The sequence below is a fragment of the Enteractinococcus helveticum genome, from assembly GCF_001657475.1.
GTDB lineage: Bacteria > Actinomycetota > Actinomycetes > Actinomycetales > Micrococcaceae > Yaniella > Yaniella helvetica.
In genome coordinates this window covers 13,968-32,908 of sequence record NZ_LXEY01000117.1, presented here as the reverse complement: position 1 = coordinate 32,908, position 18,941 = coordinate 13,968, and the positions used below count along the sequence as shown (strand labels likewise).

Sequence of the window (18,941 nt, the reverse complement as noted above, 5' to 3'; positions counted from 1 at the left end):
TCTATTGGTCATTCTATTGGTCATCGCGTAGGTTGTTTCCCGCGGTCTCGCCGCCGTCGAGCACAAACGTCCCACCGGTGGCGAAGGTTGATTCATCAGAGGCCAAGTACACTACCAAATGCGAGATTTCTTCGACCTGAGCGGCCCTGCCCAGCGGAATCTGTCCATAACCGCGCTTGAGGTTGGCCGTTAATGGTGTTTCGACGCTTCCAGGATGAATGGCGTTTACACGAATGTTGTGCTCACCAAAATCTAGCGCTGAGGTTTTGGTCAGTCCCTGAACGCCCCATTTCGCAGCTGAGTACGCAGCCCGGTTTTTGAAACCCGTCATGCCTGCAATCGAGGAAATGTTAATGATCGACGATGTCTCGTTCTTTTTCAGGTGCGGGACGGCAGCTTTCATCCCATAGAACGTGCCGGTCAGGTCGATGGCAAGAGTTCGTTCCCAATCGGTTAGCGTTGCATCTTCCACTGAGCCGGCGGTAAAAATTCCGGCATTATTCACCAGCACATCCAACTTGCCGAAGCGGTCAACCGTATCCTCAACAGCGCGTTGCCAGTTGTCGAAGTCCGTAACGTCGAGGCTGACAAACATCGACCGGTCCTCGCCCAGCTCTTTGCACAGCGTCCGAGCGCCTTGTTCATCGATGTCAGCGACGACGACTTGCGCTCCTTCAGCGACTAACATCTTGGCATGAGATGCTCCCATGCCTGAGGCGCCACCTGTTATGAGGACAACTTTTCCTAATACTCTTTGTGATCTAGGCATCATAAATTCCAGGGTACAGTGCTGGCAAAACTAGGGATCGTAATTCCATTCAATGAGACAGTATTTATGGAGTGCCGTGCTTATTCGTACCAGTTGCCATCAATGGTCAGCCCGCCGTCAATGGGCAAGCAGGTTCCCGTGATAAAACTAGCCGCAAGGGAACACAAAAATACAATTGGTGCCGCAACCTCGTCCACAGTCGGCATGCGTCCCAGCGGAGTACGTTTGATTAGAGGATCCACCTGTATCTCATGGCGTGCAATGAGATCATCCACCAGTGCTGTGCGAGTCGGTCCAGGGCTGACTGCATTGACACGAATGGCGTCATTGCCCCATTCAACCGCGAGCGTGCGAGTCATGCCCGCGATCCCAGCCTTAGCGGTTGAGTAGCTGACGCGTCCAGGAGTTCCATTGGTCCCAGCAACCGAGGACAGGTTCACAACGGCTGCGCCTTCATCCTGCTGTGCTGCTTGCCGCAGGAGCGGATAGGCTGTTCGACACATCCGCAATGTGCCACCCAGATGCACCTCGAACATGGCTTGAAAATCCTTGTCGTCAAGATCTTCTAGACACGCATGGCGAGCGAAGCCTGCACAATTTACCAGACCGTTGAGCTTGCCTTCCTGTAGAGCAATGTTGTCAATCGCAGTCTCTACCGACTCTGAATTCGTCACATCAACGACAACACCACGCGCCTGGTCTCCGAGTTGGTTTACGGCTGCGTCCAAAGCCTCGTGGTGAAGATCCAGCAGTATCGCTTGGCCACCCTTCTTCAGCCATTGGCGGGCAACTTCCAGGCCGATGCCGTTGGCCCCACCGGTAACCGCTAAGACCTCCGGAGCGTTTGCCGGTTGGAGTTGTGTCATGATGCTGTCCTCTTAGCACTCTTTGCTTGGCTAGTTGTTCACGTGCCCCATCGTCCTTTGCGATGTGCCGCTAATCTATAGGATTCGAATGGGTGTCTGATTGTGGTTTCCATTCAATGATCCGCTTGATTGATCATTGGCAGTTTTTGTCCGGTAGTCCTTACTTCATGGAACGGTCACCGGTGCCAAGATCTCGGCGAGGTGGCTCCCTACCGCATAGGCTCGGGTTACGCCCGATCCGAGAGTGGCTCCGCCACCCGGATAGGTGTTGCGGAAGACTCCGCCGGAAACGTTGCCGGCAGCATACAGTCCCTCAATTGGCTGCTGGTTACGGTCCAGGACTTGCCCGTCGTGGTTCGTAGCCAGGCCTCCGGAGGTGCCCAAAGTACCGGCGCGCAGGGGAACCGCATAATACGGGCCTGTTTCCAAAGGTGCCAGACACGGGTTGGGCTTTACCGAAGCATCTCCGAGGTGACGGTCCTGTTCCGATGAGCCGCGGCCGAATTCGGTATCGACTCCTCGACGGGCGTCGTCATTAAATTTCTCGACCGTGGCGCTCAGCTGTTCTGCATCAATACCGGCTTGTTCGGCTAGAGCCTCGAGGCTGTCAGCCTGCAGTATCCAATCGGGGGCTTGGCCCGGGGTGGAGCCCGCCACCGGGTACTTCGACATGAACGTGTGATCAAAGACCAACCAGGCCGGATTGTTCTGCGCCATGCCCGTGTGCGGGTCGATGTTGACGAATACTCGGGCCACGTCGTGGTAGTTCAGTGCCTCGTTGACGAAGCGGCGCCCAGCGGCGTTCACCGTGATGGACCCCGGTAAGGTCATCTCGACGTTGCCCATTCGGCCAGTTGGTTTGCCATCGTAGGTCTGGCCTGCCGCGTTAATAATTGGAACACCCCACAGGGCGTTCATATCGCGCAGGCTCGCCCCGACTGCCATACCCAGCTCCAGTCCGTCGCCCTCATTGGAGGGCGCCCCAATAGGGGTGACGTTCAAGGGCAGGAAGGTTTCCCGCAGTCGTTGGTTATAGTCGAAACCGCCCGAAGCAATGACGACGGCGGCCGCAGTGATGGCTTTCGTATCAGTCACGGTGACCTGCCAGTTACGCTCGTCAGCGGCGAGGTTCGTAACTGGTGCGCTCAGGGCAATGTGGACACCAGCATCCAGGGCCGAGGCAGTCAGTGAACCGACCAGAGCTCCTCCCATGGTTCGAATTCCCTGGGCTGCGCGATCTTCCAGCAGTTGTGGATCGGGTGCGCGTCCATTGAGGTCGTCGCGCTCGACCATGGTCAGCAGCGGGAAGTAGGTTGGCTGACGCATGAGCTTTGCGACATCTGGATAGTCGTCAGCGCGGAAGGCCGCATTGTCAAGGCTGCGACCCCCGGCTGCGGCACCAGGCCATTCCATGTGATAATCCGGTCGGCTCAACGGCAGCAGTTCAACGCGAGTGTGCTCGTCAAGGAAGGTGATGGCTTCGCGGCTCGTGCGAACGTACCAGGCGATATCGTCATCGGACATGATGTCGCCTGCCGCTGCGGTCAGATAATCGATGCCGTCTTGTTCAGAATCTTGATATCCGGCCGCCGCGCCTAGATGGTTGGCGGGCGCCCAGATGACACCGCCACCGGCAGCTGAAGTTCCCCCGAGCCGTTCGGCTTTCTCAACCACCGCGACTCGCAGACCGGAGTGCGCGGCCCGAACCGCTGCCGTCAGGCCGGAGGCACCCGAGCCCATTACGACGACGTCGTAGGACTCGTCGAGCTGGTCAACGGTGTAAAAGGAAGACATATCAGACATTAATTGTGCACCTCTGCGAGAAGCTCTACGGGTTCGGTTGCCGTGGTCACTGGCATATCGATGACGATCTTGCCGACCTGCGCGCTACGATTTCCCATGGTTTCGAAGGCTTGGTTGAGCTGCTGGAAATCAAACGTGTGGGTAATCAAGGCATCTGCTAGATCATGGCGCTTATTGAGGATCTCGAGTGCTTCGGGAATCAGGTTCAGTGAGTTGCGGCTGCCGCGAATATCGAGCTCTTTAAAGGGAATATCGCGCATCGACAGTGCAGCACTCGCCGTGGAGATCCCGACTTGGACGACGCGAGCGGTCGGAGCTGCCAGCCGCACTGCGTTTTCTAGGCTGGCGGGGACACCCGTAGCTTCGATGACTAAGGTAGGGCCGGCCATCGGGCATGCTTCAGCCAGCACCTTGGCGCCTTCCACGCTCGGGAAGGGATCAGTACCGGCGCTGATGGTTGCCGTTGCACCAAATTGGCGTGCCAGCGCCATGCGATGTTCGTCTAAGTCAGCAGCGACGACGTTCACGCCGCGCTCGGTCAAGAACAAGGTGGCCAGGAGTCCGATTGGTCCGCACCCTAGAACCAGGGCCGTCTCACCGGCAACCGGTGTGCCGCGGTTTACCGCCTGCATCGCGATCGAACCCGGTTCACCCAGTGCCGCCAGACGGAGCGGCATGCCATGGGGAAGCGGGTGGAGTTTGTCGACCGGCATCGAGATGATTTCGGTCAAGGCGCCGTCTTCATAGCATCCTAAGCAGGAGATCGATTCGCACACGTTATAGCGCCCGGCTTGGCACGGTCCGCACGTGCCGCAATAGACCATCGGGCTGACTGCGACGGCGGTTCCCACGGATAAATCGAATGCCTGTTCATCGATGGCTTCGATGATGCCCGAAAATTCATGGCCTTGAACGATCGGTAGTTCGGTCACGTACTGATCGTCCCAAATCGTGTGGTCCGTGCCGCACAGTGCGACGTGATGGACCCGGATCAGTGCGTGGCCGGGGATCAGTTCGGGTGCTGGTTCATCTCTGAGTTCGACGGTGCGTCGTGCGACTGTATGGGCGCGTAGCATGGCTGGGTGTTCCTAGGCGTTGGCGGGAACGAGTTTGTCTTTGCCGAAGAAGACACCCCATTTGCGAATATCCCGTTCAGTGATGAGAGCATTTTGCGCAAATGGGTCGTTGTCCATCAGGGCCAGTGCGTCAGCCTCGTCTTCACCGGTGACGACGAGCAGCGCACCGACTCCGTCATCAACTGGACCTGAGACGAGCAAACGGCCATTGTCGAAGCATTCTTGTAGGAATTCGACGTGGACGGGGCGGACTTCGTCGCGTGAAGCAGCTGTCGAGTCGTCGTAAACGTAATTGATCGCATAAATGTTCATGTCATGTCTCCTTGAGGTTTTACTTGCACGATGTTGCAGTTATAGGGCAGACGCCGAGGCCGCGAAGGTACTCGGGCCTCGCCGTCTGCCAAAGACGCGCCGTGAATTGCTGTGGCGCGTGATTCTTAGGGTGTTTATCAGTTAGTTCACGAACTCGAGTTGCATACTTTCCCGCATACGCTGGCGGTTGGCGACCAACCCGGTTTGATACTCGAACGTGTCAGCGGCTTGTTCAACCAGCATGGCCGTGCCGTCAACCGTGGGACAGCCATGGCTGCGAGCGTGAGCTAACAGTTGAGTTTCCACCGGACGGTAAATCACATCAGCCACCCACTGATTGCCAGTCAGCAGGCTGACATCAAACGGCGTGCCCGGCAGATGTTCCATGCCGATCGGCGTCGCGTTGATGACCGCATCAGCATTCGGAACCCAAGCGGCTGCCATGTCTGGGCTACCGGTATGCAATTGCACGCCATCAGCCAAAACCGCGCCGAGACGCTCGTTGAGCTGGTCCAGTTGGACTTGCTGCGGGTCAATCACGCAAAGGTTCTGGGCACCGAAGTCGAGCAGTGCACTGGCTACTGCGGCTCCTGCGCCACCGGCTCCGAAGAGCACCGCGGTTTCGCGAGGCGCATCTTCGGGAAGTCGAGCATGCAGGCCCCCCAGGAATCCACTGTGGTCGGTATTATGACCGATCCAACCGTTTTCAGTTCGAATGACATTGTTGACAGCGCCCAGGACTCGAGCAGCATCGGTGAGGTCATCCAAGTATTGGATCACATGCTGTTTGTGCGGATGAGTGACATTGAATCCGGTGAATCCCGCGGCGGCATACTCTTGGATAATTTCGCCCAGGCGTTCGGCCGCATCCGCTTGGCCTTCCAGATCGATCACTTCATACTGGAAATTTTCGAGACTATGAGCTTTGGCTTCTGCAGTGTGAATCATTGGCGACAGCGAGGTGCTGATGTGTTCGCCGATGAGTCCTATGCGGTAGTGCTGCGAACTCATTTTGCTTCAGCCGCTTTGTCGCGTGGTTTACCCAGCTCGGAGGTTGGGGTCCGGTAGGTTTCTTGGCCAGTGGAGAATGCGACGGCAGAGCCAAGCGCAAACACCGCACACATGACCGCGACTGGGATCCAGTTGGTAACGTCGCCGCCGGTGATCATGGTTCCGATGGCTGGGGTGAAACCCGAGACGAGTAGTCCGAGCATCAGACCGATGGCCATCCCGGAGTAACGAACCTTTGCTGGGAACTGTTCCGGGAATGCTGCGAAGTAGATGCCGTTTGCTGCGGCATAGAACCCACCCATCATCACGATCGAAGAGATGAAGATCAAGGAGACGTTGCCAGTGCTGACTGCCCACAGGAAGACGAACATCATCAAACCGGAACCAATCGCGCCACCAATAAACACTGGCTTTCGTCCGATCTTATCGGCCAACAGGGCGAAGAGCGGTTGGGTTAGGACCGCAGCGAAGTTCGACGCGGCAATCGCTGCCAGCATGATGGTGCGATCAACGCCGGAGTGTTCGACGGCAAAGGAGAGCCCGAAGACGTTGACCATGGTGTTGATCATTGCAAATGTCGAGGAGAACATGACGCGCAGCAGGGCTGGCAGGTGGTCACGGAACAGCACTACCAATGGAACCTGCGGTTCTTGTTCTTTTTCAATCGCTTCTTCGAAAACTTCAGGTTCTTCCAGATTGCGCCGCATCCAGACAGCAAAGAAGGTCAGGACAACGCTGATGAGGAATGGTAGGCGCCAGCCCCAGCTGAACAGCTGCTCGTCCGGGAGCAGCGCAACGGGAATGAAGACGATGGTTGCCAAAACGATGCCAAGCATGATGCCGGAAGCGGTGAAGCTAGCGAAGAACGAGCGGCGGTATTCTGGTGCGTGCTCGATCGACAGCGAAGCAGCGCCTGGAGACTCGCCTCCAGCAGACAAACCCTGGCACAGACGTAGGAATACGAGCAGGATTGGTGCCAGAATTCCGATCTGCTCGTATGTTGGCAGCACTCCGATCAGGAACGTTGCCACACCCATGAGCAACAACACAGCCATCAGGGTTTTCTTACGTCCGAAACGATCTCCCAGGTGACCCCACATGACCGCACCCAGTGGACGGGCGATGTAGGCAACCCCGAGGGTGGAGATCGACAGCAGCAGCGCGTTCGTGCCGTCGCCTGGGAAGAAGATGTGAGAGAAAACTAGTGCGGCGGCAGAGCCGTAAATGAAAAAGTCGTAGTATTCCAGGGCGCTGCCGAGGAAGCCTGAGAATGCCGCGCGCTTGGCCTGCGGAGTTACTGTCGTAGCGTTACGAACGCGAGGATCTGCCCCGCCGGTGGATTCAGGATTCGATACCTGAAATGCTGTGGTGTCGGTAGTCATGTGATGGTCCTTTCAAGCTCCTTCGTGGAGATCACCATCTAGTGTGACTGACCGCACTGGGTATTGTCCACGACTTTATTCGTCCCAGACTGTGTGCTAAAAATACACAATCTTAAAGTCCTTCGGCTAACACATCTTCGACCAGTCCCAGGAAGGCTTCACGGGCTGGTGAACTGCGCAACTTTGACCAGGCCAACCCATGATTCAGGTACACCGGTTCACCCTCTAGCGGAACAAACACCGTGCCGGGCGGGACGACTGGGTCTACGCCTTCTGGCAAGTAGGCGACGCCGACTCCAGCCGCCACCAACATCATGCTCATGTACGGGTCAGTGATCTGTTGGGAAATGATGGGATGAAAGCCGGCATTAGTACAAGCGCGGATCGTATCTTCGTACAGCACCGAGCCCACCCCGATGGGCGGAGTGATGAAACGTTCCTCGGCAAACATCGATAGCTCAACATCGTCTTGCTCGGCCAGTGGGTGCTCAGTCGGCACGACCATGCCATACCGTTCGCGAAGAAGCAGCTGCGTTTCGGTTCGAGTCGAATCAGTTGGTAGCCCAACGAAGGCCAAATCCAGCGTTCCGGCGTCTAATTGTGCGATCGCATCTTGTGTCATGACGCGGCCCACCAGTGACAATTCAATCTCTGGATAAGTGTCTCGCACCGCGCGCGTAAACCGCGGCAGCGTCCGTTGGTTGAGCACCCCGGTAAAACCCAGGGTGAGATGACCGTAGACGACGCCGTCGGGGACTTTCACCGACTGTTGCGCCAGTTCAAGATCCTCAAGCACCATTCGAGCGTGTGGCAAGAACGCGTGCCCAGCCGACGTGAGCTCGACTGACCGCGTATTTCGGATAAATAAGTCCGTGCCAAGCGAATGCTCAAGCTTTCGAATCACCTGGCTAAGTGGTGACTTTGCCATGCGCAAACGGATAGCGGCGTTACCAAAGTGCAGCTCTTCAGCGACAGCAATAAACGCTTCCAACCATCGAATTTCCATGTCGTTGCAGCCCCTTCATTCCTACGTCATAGTGCGAGTGTAGTGCCAGCGCCCAGTCCGAAGATCAGGCCCCGCAGGCTGCAGGAACTCCAGCGACGTGGGTTCGGCACATGCGCCGGTTACGATTAGTACGTTGCCCGACCTCCAGAGAGGTCGTAAACCGCACCGGTAGAAAAACTACAGCGCTTCGAAGCCAACCATGCCACGAGTTCCGCTGCTTCATCGGGGTGCCCAGGGCGTCCCATGGGAATGCGTTCCATGAGACGATCGTGGGTGCGCGGGTCCATGTGTTGGTTCAACGGCGTGGAGATAATGGTCGGCGCGATCGCGTTAACTAACACGCCGTCTTGTGCAAGTTCTTTTCCAAGAGACTTCGTCAACCCAATAACGGCAGCTTTAGACGTCGAATAAGCCGACTGGAAAGCGTTTCCTTCTTTGCCGGCAATGCTGGCCAGATTGATAATCCGACCCCAGCCCGAGGCGACCATGTCAGGCACGAAGTGCTTGCACATCAGGAACACTCCGTCGACATTTACCCGCATGGTCTGCTGCCACTGATCATAGTCCGTGTCTGCGAGCGCAGACTCGGGACCCTGCAATCCTGCGGAGTTGATCAAGATGTTGACGGACTTGCCATCCTCGACCAACCGTGCCCGAAGGTCCGCGACCTGCTGTTCGTCGCTGATATCGCATTGATAATCTGCTTTAGGAGCTAGATCAACGGTACATACCTGCACTCCGCGGTGGCGTAGGAGGTCAGCACACGCTGCACCAAGTCCGCCACCCCCGCCGGTGATCAAGGCCAGGGCTCCGGCAGGGTACTCAGCATCGATGATCGCGCTGTCGTTAGATGATTCTTGAACACTCATCGTTGTACTCCCTTGTTTTGGAGTCCCGGGGTGGTGACCTCGTAATCGGTCACCCCGGCTAGGTCGCGTCCTGCGATATACCCAAAGGTCAACGCTGGACCGATATTCACTCCTCCGGACGGGTACTTGCCGCGCATGATCGACACCATGTCGTTACCGGCCGTGTACAGACCACGAATGGGTTCACCGTCACGATTCAATACCCGTGCTTTGGTATCGGCGGCAAGTCCCGCAAACGTTCCAAAGGAGCCAGGGCGGATGTGGACGGCATAAAACGGTCCTTTTTCGATCGGCGCCAGGCTGGGGTTCGGTGCTACGGCCGGGTCTCCACCGTAGCGGTTGAAATTGCTTTCACCACGCTGGAATGCTGGATCCTCCCCGCGGCGGGCGTTGTCATTGAATTCGCGGATAGTCTTGGCCAGCTGCACCGGATCAATGCCGGTCTTGTGTGCAAGCTCTTCTAATGTATTTGCTTTGATGAGGTAACCACTACGAATGTATGGCAGCAGCGGGACCGGGATCGGTTTGGCAAAGCCCAATGGGTATTTGCGGACGAACGTTGAATCGGCGATCTGCCAGGATCCTACGGCTTCACCGTCGGGTGTCGCGTTCATCATGCCGTCGACATAGTCGAAGTAGCCGTTAGCCTCGTTGACAAAGCGTTTGCCGTCCTTGCGTACACCGATGGAGCCCGGTTTCGCGCGGTCCATGATGTGCGGGAAGACTCCGGTCTTACCGTTGGGGTAAGGTACCAGCGATACCGGGCACCAGGCTGCGGCCGAGTACACCTCGGTGTCCAGGTATCCGCCGACGGCTTCGGCAAGATCAGCACCCGAACCATCGGCTTCCTCAGGAGCCAAGGTCCAGTGCTCATTGCCCGTGGGCGTATTGCGGAAATACTGACGACGACGCTCGACATCCGCCGGAAAACCACCGGTGGCCAACACCACGCCGCGTTTCGTCCGAATGATGCGCCCGCCGTCATCGGTCCCCACAACAGCACCAACCACGTCCCCCTGGTCGTCGACAATCAGGTGCTGAACTTCGGTTTTGACGCGAATATCCACCCCGAGATCCTCAGCCGACTGGATCAGTCTTCCCATCAGCGCCGTTCCGTTGACCAGGTGCATGCTGCGGCGGTGGGTGGCCATATCCCAGACGTGCGGGATGACGCGCGATGCCGAATACACCCAGCCCTTGAGAGACATTTGCGAGGCAGCCAGGATCTTCTGCAGATCAGGCCCCGCCATAATCCCCATGCCTAAAAAGGATGTCGGATAGTACTGGTTATTGAGTTTCTCCAGCGCAGTCTTGGACAGCTTGCGCGCATTAATGGGTTGAGGCCCTACCGAGCGGTTACCGGTGCCCGCCCCGGGCAAGTGGCCGTAGATATCGTTGATCTTGGCACCCGTGACGAATTGCAGCGCGGTCTTGTAGTGGAAGAAGTCCACCATGTGCGGCACGGCTTCAAGAAACGCATCGATCATCTCGGACGCCGAGTCGGTATACAGCTCCCCCAGTACACCGCGCAGGTATGTGCGGAAGGTTTCAGCTTCCTCGTCCACGCCCTCGGCCTTTGCCAGGGAGGTCCCCGGTGTCCAAGCCCACCCACCGGATCGAGAGGTGGCCCCGCCACAGGCTGCGGATTGCTCGGCCAGCATGACGTTCAGGCCGTGATATGCGGCGGTCGTCGCGGCCGCGAAACCGCCTGCCCCACCTCCCACGACGAGGACATCGACCTCATCGGTTGGCAGGTGCGCGGGTAGGTCATCAACGTGGAACAGACCAGGTGTTGAGGTATTCAAGAGTGTCTTGCCTTTCAAGGAAATTAGTGACCGTACTCGTCGGCATCCAGCCGGGCACGGGAGCCGTTATCGAGCGCATTGATCGCGGTGATTTCAGCATCGGAGAGTTCAAAATCAAACACGTCAAGATTTTCACGCTGGCGCTCGGCATGAGCTGACCGCGGCACCGCGATGCGGCCCTGTTGGACGTGCCAGCGCAAAACGATTTGATGGGGCGTTTTCCCGTGGCGTTCAGCTGCTTGAACCAGCGCGGGAAACTCGGACAGGTTCACGTCCCGACCGGTTGGCGAATACGCCCCGACGACGACGTCAAGGGCCGCGTTGGCTGCCACATAATCAGGTTGACCGGAAAGCGGATCCACTTGGATCTGATTGATCGGGATAGCCAACCCAGCATCTGCCACGGCTTGGACGTGTGCGGGTTTGAAATTCGAGACGCCCCATGCCCGGATGAGTCCGGTCTCGACCAGCTGCGCTAGGGATGCACAGGTTTGCACATAATTGCCCAACTGTGGATTCGGCCAGTGGATCAGCATCAGGTCGATGTAGTCCAGTCCGGTTTCTTGCAGGCTGTGTTCGATGCCCTCGCGCACGATTGCCACCTCACCGAAGTATCGGTTGATGAGCTTGGTGGTGATAAACAGTTCGTCACGGGCCACCGATGATGCGCGCACGGCTTTACCCACGGCATCTTCGTTCCCATACTTTTGGGCGGTGTCGATGTGGCGATACCCATTGGCGATCGCCATAGCAACCATGTCCGTGGAGGCCTGCCCGGTATGCGGCCAGGTGCCCAACCCAATCTGGGGGATCTGCACCCCGGCCACTCCGGTGCCACTAAGAGTCAGTGTGTTAACGTTCGGCATGACGACGTCCCTTTCGTTATGCACGCTGCGCTGTAGGTTCAATGCTGTTCAGCAGTGCGCGCGTGGTGGTGTAGAGCCGGTTGGCCCAATCCTGGGCGCTCATGGAATCTTGCAGCACCGTATTCGGCACCTCAACTGAGATCGGGAGCAGCGGTTCGTGTGTTCCTCGGCCAGCGTCCACGGCGGCTATCATCGCCGCTAGGTCCTGGCCGCCTTCACCGGCTGGGAATCGTCCGCTGCGAGACTCTTCAACCAGGGCTTCGCGGTTCGGTGGCTGCGCAATTGCGGCATCACAGACTTGGATCATGGGCACCCGAGGTGCAGCAGCGCGTAAATCCTCAGCAGTCGCGCCGAATCGTGCGGCATGCAGGGTATCCACCAGCACGGTGACACCGGTCTGTTCGGCAATGTCTAGGGCCTGCGGGTAGCTGTTAACGGCTTGATAACTGATGGCCTCTAGCGCAGGGGTGATCCCGTACGCCTTCCCATCGGCAGTCATTTGCCCAAGAGTGTCGATCACGCGCGACCGATCAGTATCGGCTACCGCAACCGTCATCGATTCGGCACCCAGGGCCTGTCCTGCTTCGAACATCTGCAACCAGGCTTCACGTTGATCGCTACCGTCAAGCAGCAAGAATTCGGTGTCTTTGACCTGCAATCCCGTATCTGCCAATCGAGCCAGGGTTTCAGCAAGCATGGGCGAGCCTGGCTGCACGTTGAAGGACGTTTCGTGGGCGGTCACGGGGCGCACCCTGATGCCAACGAAGTCAAAGCCGGCCTGTGCGGCAAGCTCAACGAGCTTGGGAGGTTCAGTCGTCAGGGAGGAGAGTTGCGCAAGTCCTAGTGGACGAGTTTGTTGGGTGGTCATAGTGAGAGCTTCACCGGCTTTCCGGTCTCGGATGATTCGTAAATGGCTAGCAGCACACCCAGTGCTTTCGTTGCTTCTTCGCCCGTTACTGCAGGTTCGGTATCTGTCAGGACGGCGTTGACGAAATCGGCCACCTGAAGTTTGTGAAACGGTACCAGGGCTGCGTTGATCTCAGACAGTGGGGTATTCGGGTTGGCGTCGGCCGGCCAGGTCGGTTCGGTTTCCAGTGTGGTTCCGGTACCGAACATGTCGATGCGCCCCTCGGTGCCTTCGGGAAATTCTGTCAGCTGCACGCTGGCTCCGGTAGTACCGGTGATCCGGATTTGCACGCCAAGACCGGGCGTCACCGCGGTAGAAGCCTGAACCGTTGCCATTGCACCGGATGCGAACCTCAGGGTCGCCGTCGCGGAATCCTCGGTTTCCATGTGTGCCTGGTGAACGAAGGTATTGATGTGGCCGTGCACCTCGACGACGTCGCCCATCAACCACAGCAGTAAATCAATGTAGTGGATGCCCTGTGTCATGAGCACTCCCCCACCGTCGGTGTCCCACGAGCCGCGCCACGGGGTCGCTGAATAGTAACTCGGGTCGCGGTGCAGCATCACCGAAACGTGTCCCAAAATGGGTTGACCAATCGTGCCGTCGTCGATGAGAGCTTTAATGCGTTGTGCTGCAGGCCAGAAGCGGCGCTGGAATAGGACGCCGAGTTTCACCTCATTACGGCGACATACATCGACCATTCGTTGCGATGACTCCAAGGAGATCGCCAGTGGTTTTTCACAGAGAACATGTACTCCGGCTTCGGCAACCTCCGTCACGACGGCTTCGTGGGTCGGGTGGGGTGTGCAGACCGAGACCACATCGATACGACCAAGGTCCGTGGTGTCATTAGCCGCGGACAACAGCTCGGCCACGCTACCGAAAGCTCGCGGAATACAGTGCTCTTGTGCAGTGCGCACCGCAAGTTCTTTGTTGACGTCGCAGACTGCGACAATTTCAACGTTTCCTAGGGCGCGGTAGGCCTCTAGGTGGTTGCGAAAAATGGCGCCGGTGCCGATGATGGCAACCTTCAACGTGGTGCCAGGCGATGACTCGGACATGTATAGTGCCGCATCCTTTGTTCCGTGGTTGGTCAGTCGTTGCGATTCTTGCAGCAATTATCCTGCAAGGCGCGCCACTTCTCACTGAATGGGAACTTTGAGTAGCTCAACCGCCTTAGGCAAAGTCTTGATAGTGCTCTGGCTGCTGTGCCATCAACTGACTCAGGCCCTTGGCAGCAGCGAGGAGCACGGGGAGTTGCACGTTGAGATTGATCTCTTCTACCGGACGGACGATCGAGATCGCGCCAATGACGCGTTGTCTGCGCCCGAAGATGGGCGCGGCTGTGCCTGAGGAACCGGCACTGAGCACCTCTGCCACATGCGCCCACCCGTCACGTTTTACTTGAGCTAATCGGTCAACGAGATCCTGCCGGTTCAATCGTTGTGCCGTGACGCCGGGATCTTGATCGGCTTGATCTATGTACTGGTCCTGTACGTTCTGCGGAGCGAAAGCCAGCATCACTTGCCCCGGAGCCGTTGAGAGGACTGGTAGGCGTCCGGCGAGTGAGGAAACATCGGTATCGTCATGACCGGTGGCCAGACGTTCCAAATAAATAATCGACACATCAGCCGGGTCCAAAATAGCCAGGGAAACCGTTTTCCTAAGGGTCTGGTGGACGCCCTCTAGGAATGGGCGAGCCGCAGCGGAAAAACTCTCGTATACCGTGGAGCGGTGGGCCAATTCCCACAGAATGAGTCCGAGGCGATACCTTCCTTCCGGCGTGCGCAGTAAGAGCCCCTCGTTCACCATCGACCCCACCATGCGATGTGCGGTCGAAATTGCCAGATCTGCACGGTGCGCGACCTGGGTCGCCGATAGGACCTGATGATCTTCATCAAAGGCTCGAAGAATCCGCGAAACCCGATACACCACGGATTCCCCACGAGGAGAATTTGCCATGGCTTCATGGTAGCTGACCCACTACCGCACTTCCCATCCAATGGGATATTGCTTGGAATTCGTGATCCACGCCTTGATGATCAGAAACAGCAACGTTTTCTTCTCCGATTTCTAAGGTACTTCCACCATGAACCAACACACCGACCCTGCATGGGACCTCGAGGTTGACCTACTCGTATTAGGTACCGGAGCCGCCGGCCTCTCAGCCGCACTCACCGGTACGGCCGAAGGGCTCAAGGTGCTGGCGCTGGAAAAGACCGATTACATCGGCGGTACGACCGCCTACTCGGCTGGTACGTGTTGGATACCCAATAACCATTTCCAGAAACAAGATGGTATCGACGACAGTCGAGAAAAAGTGGAGCGCTATCTTGATGCAGTAGTGGGAGACAAAGCCGACAAGAAACTGCGCATGTCCTATGTAGACAACGGCCCAGAAATGCTCAAATACATGGAGCGTCTCGATGTGCGTTTCCTCCGCTCACCAGCTGTGGTCGATTACCACTCTGAACTTCCGGAAACCGGCAAGACCGGTCGAGCACTTGAACCCGAACCGTTCGATGGTCGTAAACTCGGCAAAGTTCGATTCCGCAATGTGCGTCGTCCAGTTCCCGAGTTCGCGCTGATGGGCGGGGAACTGATGGTTCGTCGTCCTGAAGTGAGCACACTGTTGGGGCTGTTCTCGAAAAGACCTGCCGCAACCGCAAAAGCTGTTGGCACCGCATTGAAACTCGGTACTCGTTGGGCAGTCGACCGGGTATCGAATCCTCGTGGAACGCGCTTAGTAATGGGCAATGCCCTGACAGCACGCATGTACTATGAAACGCTGCGACGTGGCGGAGATGTTTGGCTCAACGCTCAGACCACTCAACTCATCCGCGAAGACAACACCGGCCGGGTCATCGGTGCAGTTGTTGGTCATCGCGGCAAAGAACATCGCATTAAAGCGAATAAGGGCATCGTGCTGGCAGCTGGTGGATTCGCCCAATCGCCTGAGCTCCGCGAACAGTACCTGCCATCCCCGACCCCTCAGTTCTCCCGAGCAGCCGAAGGCGCTACGGGCGACACGATGAAAATGGCGCGCGAGATCGGTGCAGGCATCGGCAACGACAACGGCGAAAACGCACTGTGGTTCCCGTCGTCGATCGGCACGCGCGCTGACGGTTCAACTGCAGTCTTCCCACACATCTGGGATCGCGGTAAACCAGGAGTCATCGCCGTCAACGCCGCTGGTGAACGGTTCGTCGATGAATCGGTCTCATACCACCGGTTCGTTCGCGCAATGTATGAAGCAAACGCAACAACAGAATCGATCCCAGCTTGGCTGGTTGTCGATTCGCGGACACTGGCGAAATACGGCCTGGGTATGATCACCATGCCGCACCTGCCAAAAGCAGCCCTGAAGAAATACATCGACACCGGCTACCTGCGCGTCGGAAATACCCTCGAAGAACTCGCGGCAAACATTGGTGTCGACGCTACGGGGCTCCGGCGGACAGTCGATCGTTACAACGGCTTTGCCAAGACCGGCGTGGATGAGGACTTCCATAAGGGCGAATTAGAGTTCGGTATTGCTGCGGGCGATCCAAACCACGGGCCAAACCCGAATATCGGACCGGTTGAAAAAGCCCCCTACTATGCGATCGCGGTTGTACCCACTCCCCTGACCACGGTTTTTGGGATGTCAACCAATGAACACGCTCAGGTCGTTGATAACGACGGCGCTGCCATCCCAGGTCTATATTCAGCCGGCAACGACGCGCAATCGGTCATGGCCTCCGAATACCCGGGAGCTGGCACCCAAGTAGGTGCCGCTATGACCTTTGGTTGGGTTGCCGCACGACACGCTGCTCACGGCTAATTCCTCGTTGAACAGTCGTTGCGCGAGAGCGGGTCTAGCTAGCACGCAACGACAATACCGCGAGAGACTTTCGGCATGAACGCTATCTTTGAGAAGGTTCAACTGCGAGTAATGTCTCAATCCACTCGATAACGGCTAGAAATCGCCAGGACGCATGCACGTGGCGGTGATTGCTGCCCGCACTCCATGACATCTGGAAACATTGAATCGACTGATGTATTTACCAACCATCATCAGCTTTAAAAATCGACCAAAGTAGTCCGAAGCCAGCAAATGTACATGTGGGCTCAGGTGGTGTATATATCCAAGCCTCAGTGAGTAACATGCTCACCGAGGCTTGGATGTAGAAGACAGCTTCCATTAAGTAAGGGGCTGTTGCTAGGCGATTGTGATTGCCGGCGCCCAGGACGTGTCATCCAATGGCGGATCTGGTTGATTCGCAGAAATTCCTAACTCGCGTGCACTGGAGCGAATTTCGTCGCCTTTGCGAACTGCAAGCGAGAGACCGCGTACCGCAGAATCAATGTGGTCAAGTTTGGTCGCCCCAAACAGCACCGAATGCACATGGGGGGTTCGATGCGGCAAAAGCAATGGAGTACACCGTTCCACTGTGTATGAGGTTGCCCATCGAATTAGCGATGGTTTTGACGATGTACCCGATGAACGCAGAGAGATTCGTACCCCGCGAGCATTCATCACGGGAGACGCATGCCAGGCCCATTGTACCAAGGCCGGACAAGGAATGAACGTGTCGATCCACGACGGGTTCAACCTGGGTTGGAAACTTGCTGTCGTACTTGAAGACCGCGCACTAGCCTCTTTACTTTCAACCTATGCCGAGGAGCGCAAGGTGATAGCCCAGAACTTCAAAACTCCAGAATCTGACCGACACTTGTGCCGCTCAATCAGAGGCCCGGCTGTTAAGACGCTGCAGCTTTTCTTTCTTCAACCGCTGTAATGAGCTCATCTTCGGCATCCGGGCCAGCCTTAATGCCGCGAGGTAGACGCAACATGTAGTAAATGCCAAGGGCCATCCACATGGCGAACATGACCCATGCCGGCCAGCCAAGGTCTGTCGACCAGGGTGTGAGCGGCAGATATATCAGGAACATACCTAGCGTCAGTCCCACGGCCAACACACCGATCACAACCCCGCCGGTGTTGTTCTTCCCACCAACACGGAACGGCCGTGGCATATTCGGATCATGACGACGGAGCAGCAGGAAGCCCACGGAAACCAAGAAATAGGCGATGACGATGGCCGGTGAGCCGGCGTTGACAATCCAGTTGACCATGCCTGATCCCAGGAAGGGTGCCAAGGCGGCCAAGATACTGATCAAGATGATGGCATTCGCTGGGGTACGGTACCTCGGATGCAGCTTGCCGAAGAGGGCCGGAATCATCCTGGCGCGTGCCATAGAGAACATCAGGCGAGAAGCGCCAATCAGGAACGCGTTCCACGAGGTGAGAATCCCTGCCACGCCGCCGGCAATGACCACGGTTCCCCAGAATTCGTGGCCCAACAAGACTGCCAGTGCATCGGCAGTGACCAGCTCGTGGTTTGGCAGGTCAGCGGCTGGGATTGCCATGGAGGAGGTGAGGATAATGAGTAGGTACCAGACAATGGCCATCAGGACTGAGAAGACGACGAGTTGGCCTATCTTACGGGGAGGAATGTTAGCTTCTTCTGCTGACTGCGGGATGACGTCGAACCCCACAAAGAGGAAGGGAACAGCGATCATCACCGCAACAATGCCAGAGGCACCACCGGTAAAGAGTGGCTGCGTATTACTCGGCTCACCACCAACAAACACCCCTACGATCAGCAGCACGCCCACGACCAGTAGGAAGCTCACAATAAAGGTCTGCACTAATGACGCAGTGCGGATCCCACGAACATTGATCCACCCTATGATGACGGCCGTGACGGTTCCGATGAGCGCCCAGCTAAGGTAGACATCAAATCCGGCGAAACTCCATAAGTGAATCGTTTCCAAATTCGGGAACCAATACATGAGGGTTTCTGGGATGACAACGGCTTCGAACATCACCACGGAGATGTACCCACCGGTAATGGCCCACGAACCAAATAGCGCGATCTTAGGTCCCATGGATCGCAGGAGATAATTGTGCTCCCCGCCGGCCAGCGGCATGGCCGAAACAAGCTCAGAGTACACTAAGCCGACGAAGATCATGATGACGCCGCCGATGGCAAAAGCCAGCATCGCGCCGAGTGTTCCGGCGTCCTGAATCCACCCGCTCGTCAGGACAATCCATCCGAAACCGATCATCGCTCCGAAACCAACGAATAGGATGTCGACGTTGCCCAGAACCTTCGCTAGGCCTTGGTTATCGGACGAACCAGGTTGGCCGTTTTGCGATAACCGCGCTTTCTTTGATTTGCGAGAGCTCATAGACAATATCTTAGTGGCTCTCGTCACTAAGG

At 57.1% G+C, this 18,941-nt stretch carries 16 protein-coding genes and 1 pseudogene; 2 read left to right on the top strand and 15 right to left on the bottom strand.

Features of this window, described 5'->3' with window-relative positions:
• Positions 1-13 precede the first annotated feature (13 nt).
• From A6F49_RS16750 to A6F49_RS16685, 14 genes are all read right to left on the bottom strand, one after another.
• On the bottom strand, positions 14-769 hold the full coding sequence (locus A6F49_RS16750; protein ID WP_150119577.1) for an SDR family oxidoreductase: 756 nt from the start codon (positions 767-769) through the stop codon (positions 14-16).
• An 80-nt stretch (positions 770-849) separates the two neighbouring features.
• Positions 850-1,635, bottom strand: coding sequence for an SDR family NAD(P)-dependent oxidoreductase (locus tag A6F49_RS16745; protein ID WP_043055814.1), 786 nt, complete (start codon positions 1,633-1,635; stop codon positions 850-852).
• Between the two features lie 165 nt (positions 1,636-1,800).
• Entirely contained in the window at positions 1,801-3,438 is a 1,638-nt protein-coding gene (locus A6F49_RS16740) for an FAD-dependent oxidoreductase (protein WP_150119572.1), read from the bottom strand.
• Positions 3,438-4,514 carry an alcohol dehydrogenase catalytic domain-containing protein gene (locus A6F49_RS16735; RefSeq protein ID WP_043055813.1) on the bottom strand — a complete coding sequence of 359 codons (1,077 nt, stop codon included), beginning with the start codon at positions 4,512-4,514 and terminating at the stop codon, positions 3,438-3,440. Before A6F49_RS16735 ends, A6F49_RS16740 begins: the two co-directional genes overlap by 1 nt.
• Before the next feature lie 12 nt (positions 4,515-4,526).
• On the bottom strand, positions 4,527-4,826 hold the full coding sequence (locus tag A6F49_RS16730) for a YciI family protein (RefSeq protein WP_043055812.1): 300 nt from the start codon (positions 4,824-4,826) through the stop codon (positions 4,527-4,529).
• A 141-nt stretch (positions 4,827-4,967) separates the two neighbouring features.
• Positions 4,968-5,837: a shikimate dehydrogenase gene (locus A6F49_RS16725; RefSeq protein ID WP_043055811.1), complete on the bottom strand. Its 870-nt coding sequence runs from the start codon at positions 5,835-5,837 to the stop codon at positions 4,968-4,970.
• Positions 5,834-7,219: an MFS transporter gene (locus tag A6F49_RS16720; RefSeq protein WP_043055810.1), complete on the bottom strand. Its 1,386-nt coding sequence runs from the start codon at positions 7,217-7,219 to the stop codon at positions 5,834-5,836. The genes A6F49_RS16725 and A6F49_RS16720 overlap by 4 nt, the downstream gene beginning before the upstream one ends.
• A gap of 112 nt (positions 7,220-7,331) precedes the next feature.
• Complete coding sequence (locus A6F49_RS16715) at positions 7,332-8,225, bottom strand: LysR family transcriptional regulator (RefSeq protein ID WP_043055809.1); 894 nt, start codon at positions 8,223-8,225, stop codon at positions 7,332-7,334.
• A 125-nt stretch (positions 8,226-8,350) separates the two neighbouring features.
• A complete protein-coding gene (locus tag A6F49_RS16710) occupies positions 8,351-9,094 on the bottom strand; it encodes an SDR family NAD(P)-dependent oxidoreductase (RefSeq protein ID WP_043055808.1) in 744 nt (247 codons plus the stop codon).
• A complete protein-coding gene (locus A6F49_RS16705) occupies positions 9,091-10,899 on the bottom strand; it encodes an FAD-dependent oxidoreductase (protein WP_235605049.1) in 1,809 nt (602 codons plus the stop codon). Before A6F49_RS16705 ends, A6F49_RS16710 begins: the two co-directional genes overlap by 4 nt.
• 23 nt (positions 10,900-10,922) lie before the next feature.
• A complete protein-coding gene (locus A6F49_RS16700) occupies positions 10,923-11,765 on the bottom strand; it encodes an aldo/keto reductase (protein ID WP_043055807.1) in 843 nt (280 codons plus the stop codon).
• A gap of 16 nt (positions 11,766-11,781) precedes the next feature.
• The gene (locus A6F49_RS16695; protein ID WP_043055806.1) at positions 11,782-12,633 is read right to left on the bottom strand and encodes a sugar phosphate isomerase/epimerase family protein; all 852 of its coding nucleotides are present in this window, start codon (positions 12,631-12,633) and stop codon (positions 11,782-11,784) included.
• Positions 12,630-13,733, bottom strand: a complete 1,104-nt coding sequence (locus tag A6F49_RS16690; RefSeq protein ID WP_043055836.1) for a Gfo/Idh/MocA family protein — start codon at positions 13,731-13,733, stop codon at positions 12,630-12,632. The genes A6F49_RS16695 and A6F49_RS16690 overlap by 4 nt, the downstream gene beginning before the upstream one ends.
• Positions 13,734-13,848: 115 nt before the next feature.
• Positions 13,849-14,634, bottom strand: coding sequence for an IclR family transcriptional regulator (locus A6F49_RS16685; protein WP_052499988.1), 786 nt, complete (start codon positions 14,632-14,634; stop codon positions 13,849-13,851).
• A 127-nt stretch (positions 14,635-14,761) separates the two neighbouring features.
• Here A6F49_RS16685 and A6F49_RS16680 point away from each other — a divergent pair, with 127 nt between their 5' ends.
• Both A6F49_RS16680 and A6F49_RS18555 read left to right on the top strand, forming a co-directional pair.
• Positions 14,762-16,495 carry an FAD-binding protein gene (locus A6F49_RS16680; RefSeq protein ID WP_150119571.1) on the top strand — a complete coding sequence of 578 codons (1,734 nt, stop codon included), beginning with the start codon at positions 14,762-14,764 and terminating at the stop codon, positions 16,493-16,495.
• A 607-nt stretch (positions 16,496-17,102) separates the two neighbouring features.
• Positions 17,103-17,360, top strand: a pseudogene (locus tag A6F49_RS18555) (FAD-dependent monooxygenase); the annotation flags it as partial.
• Between the two features lie 55 nt (positions 17,361-17,415).
• Here A6F49_RS18555 and A6F49_RS16670 read toward each other — a convergent pair.
• Entirely contained in the window at positions 17,416-18,909 is a 1,494-nt protein-coding gene (locus A6F49_RS16670; protein ID WP_082911883.1) for an APC family permease, read from the bottom strand.
• Between the last annotated feature and the right edge of the window lie 32 nt (positions 18,910-18,941).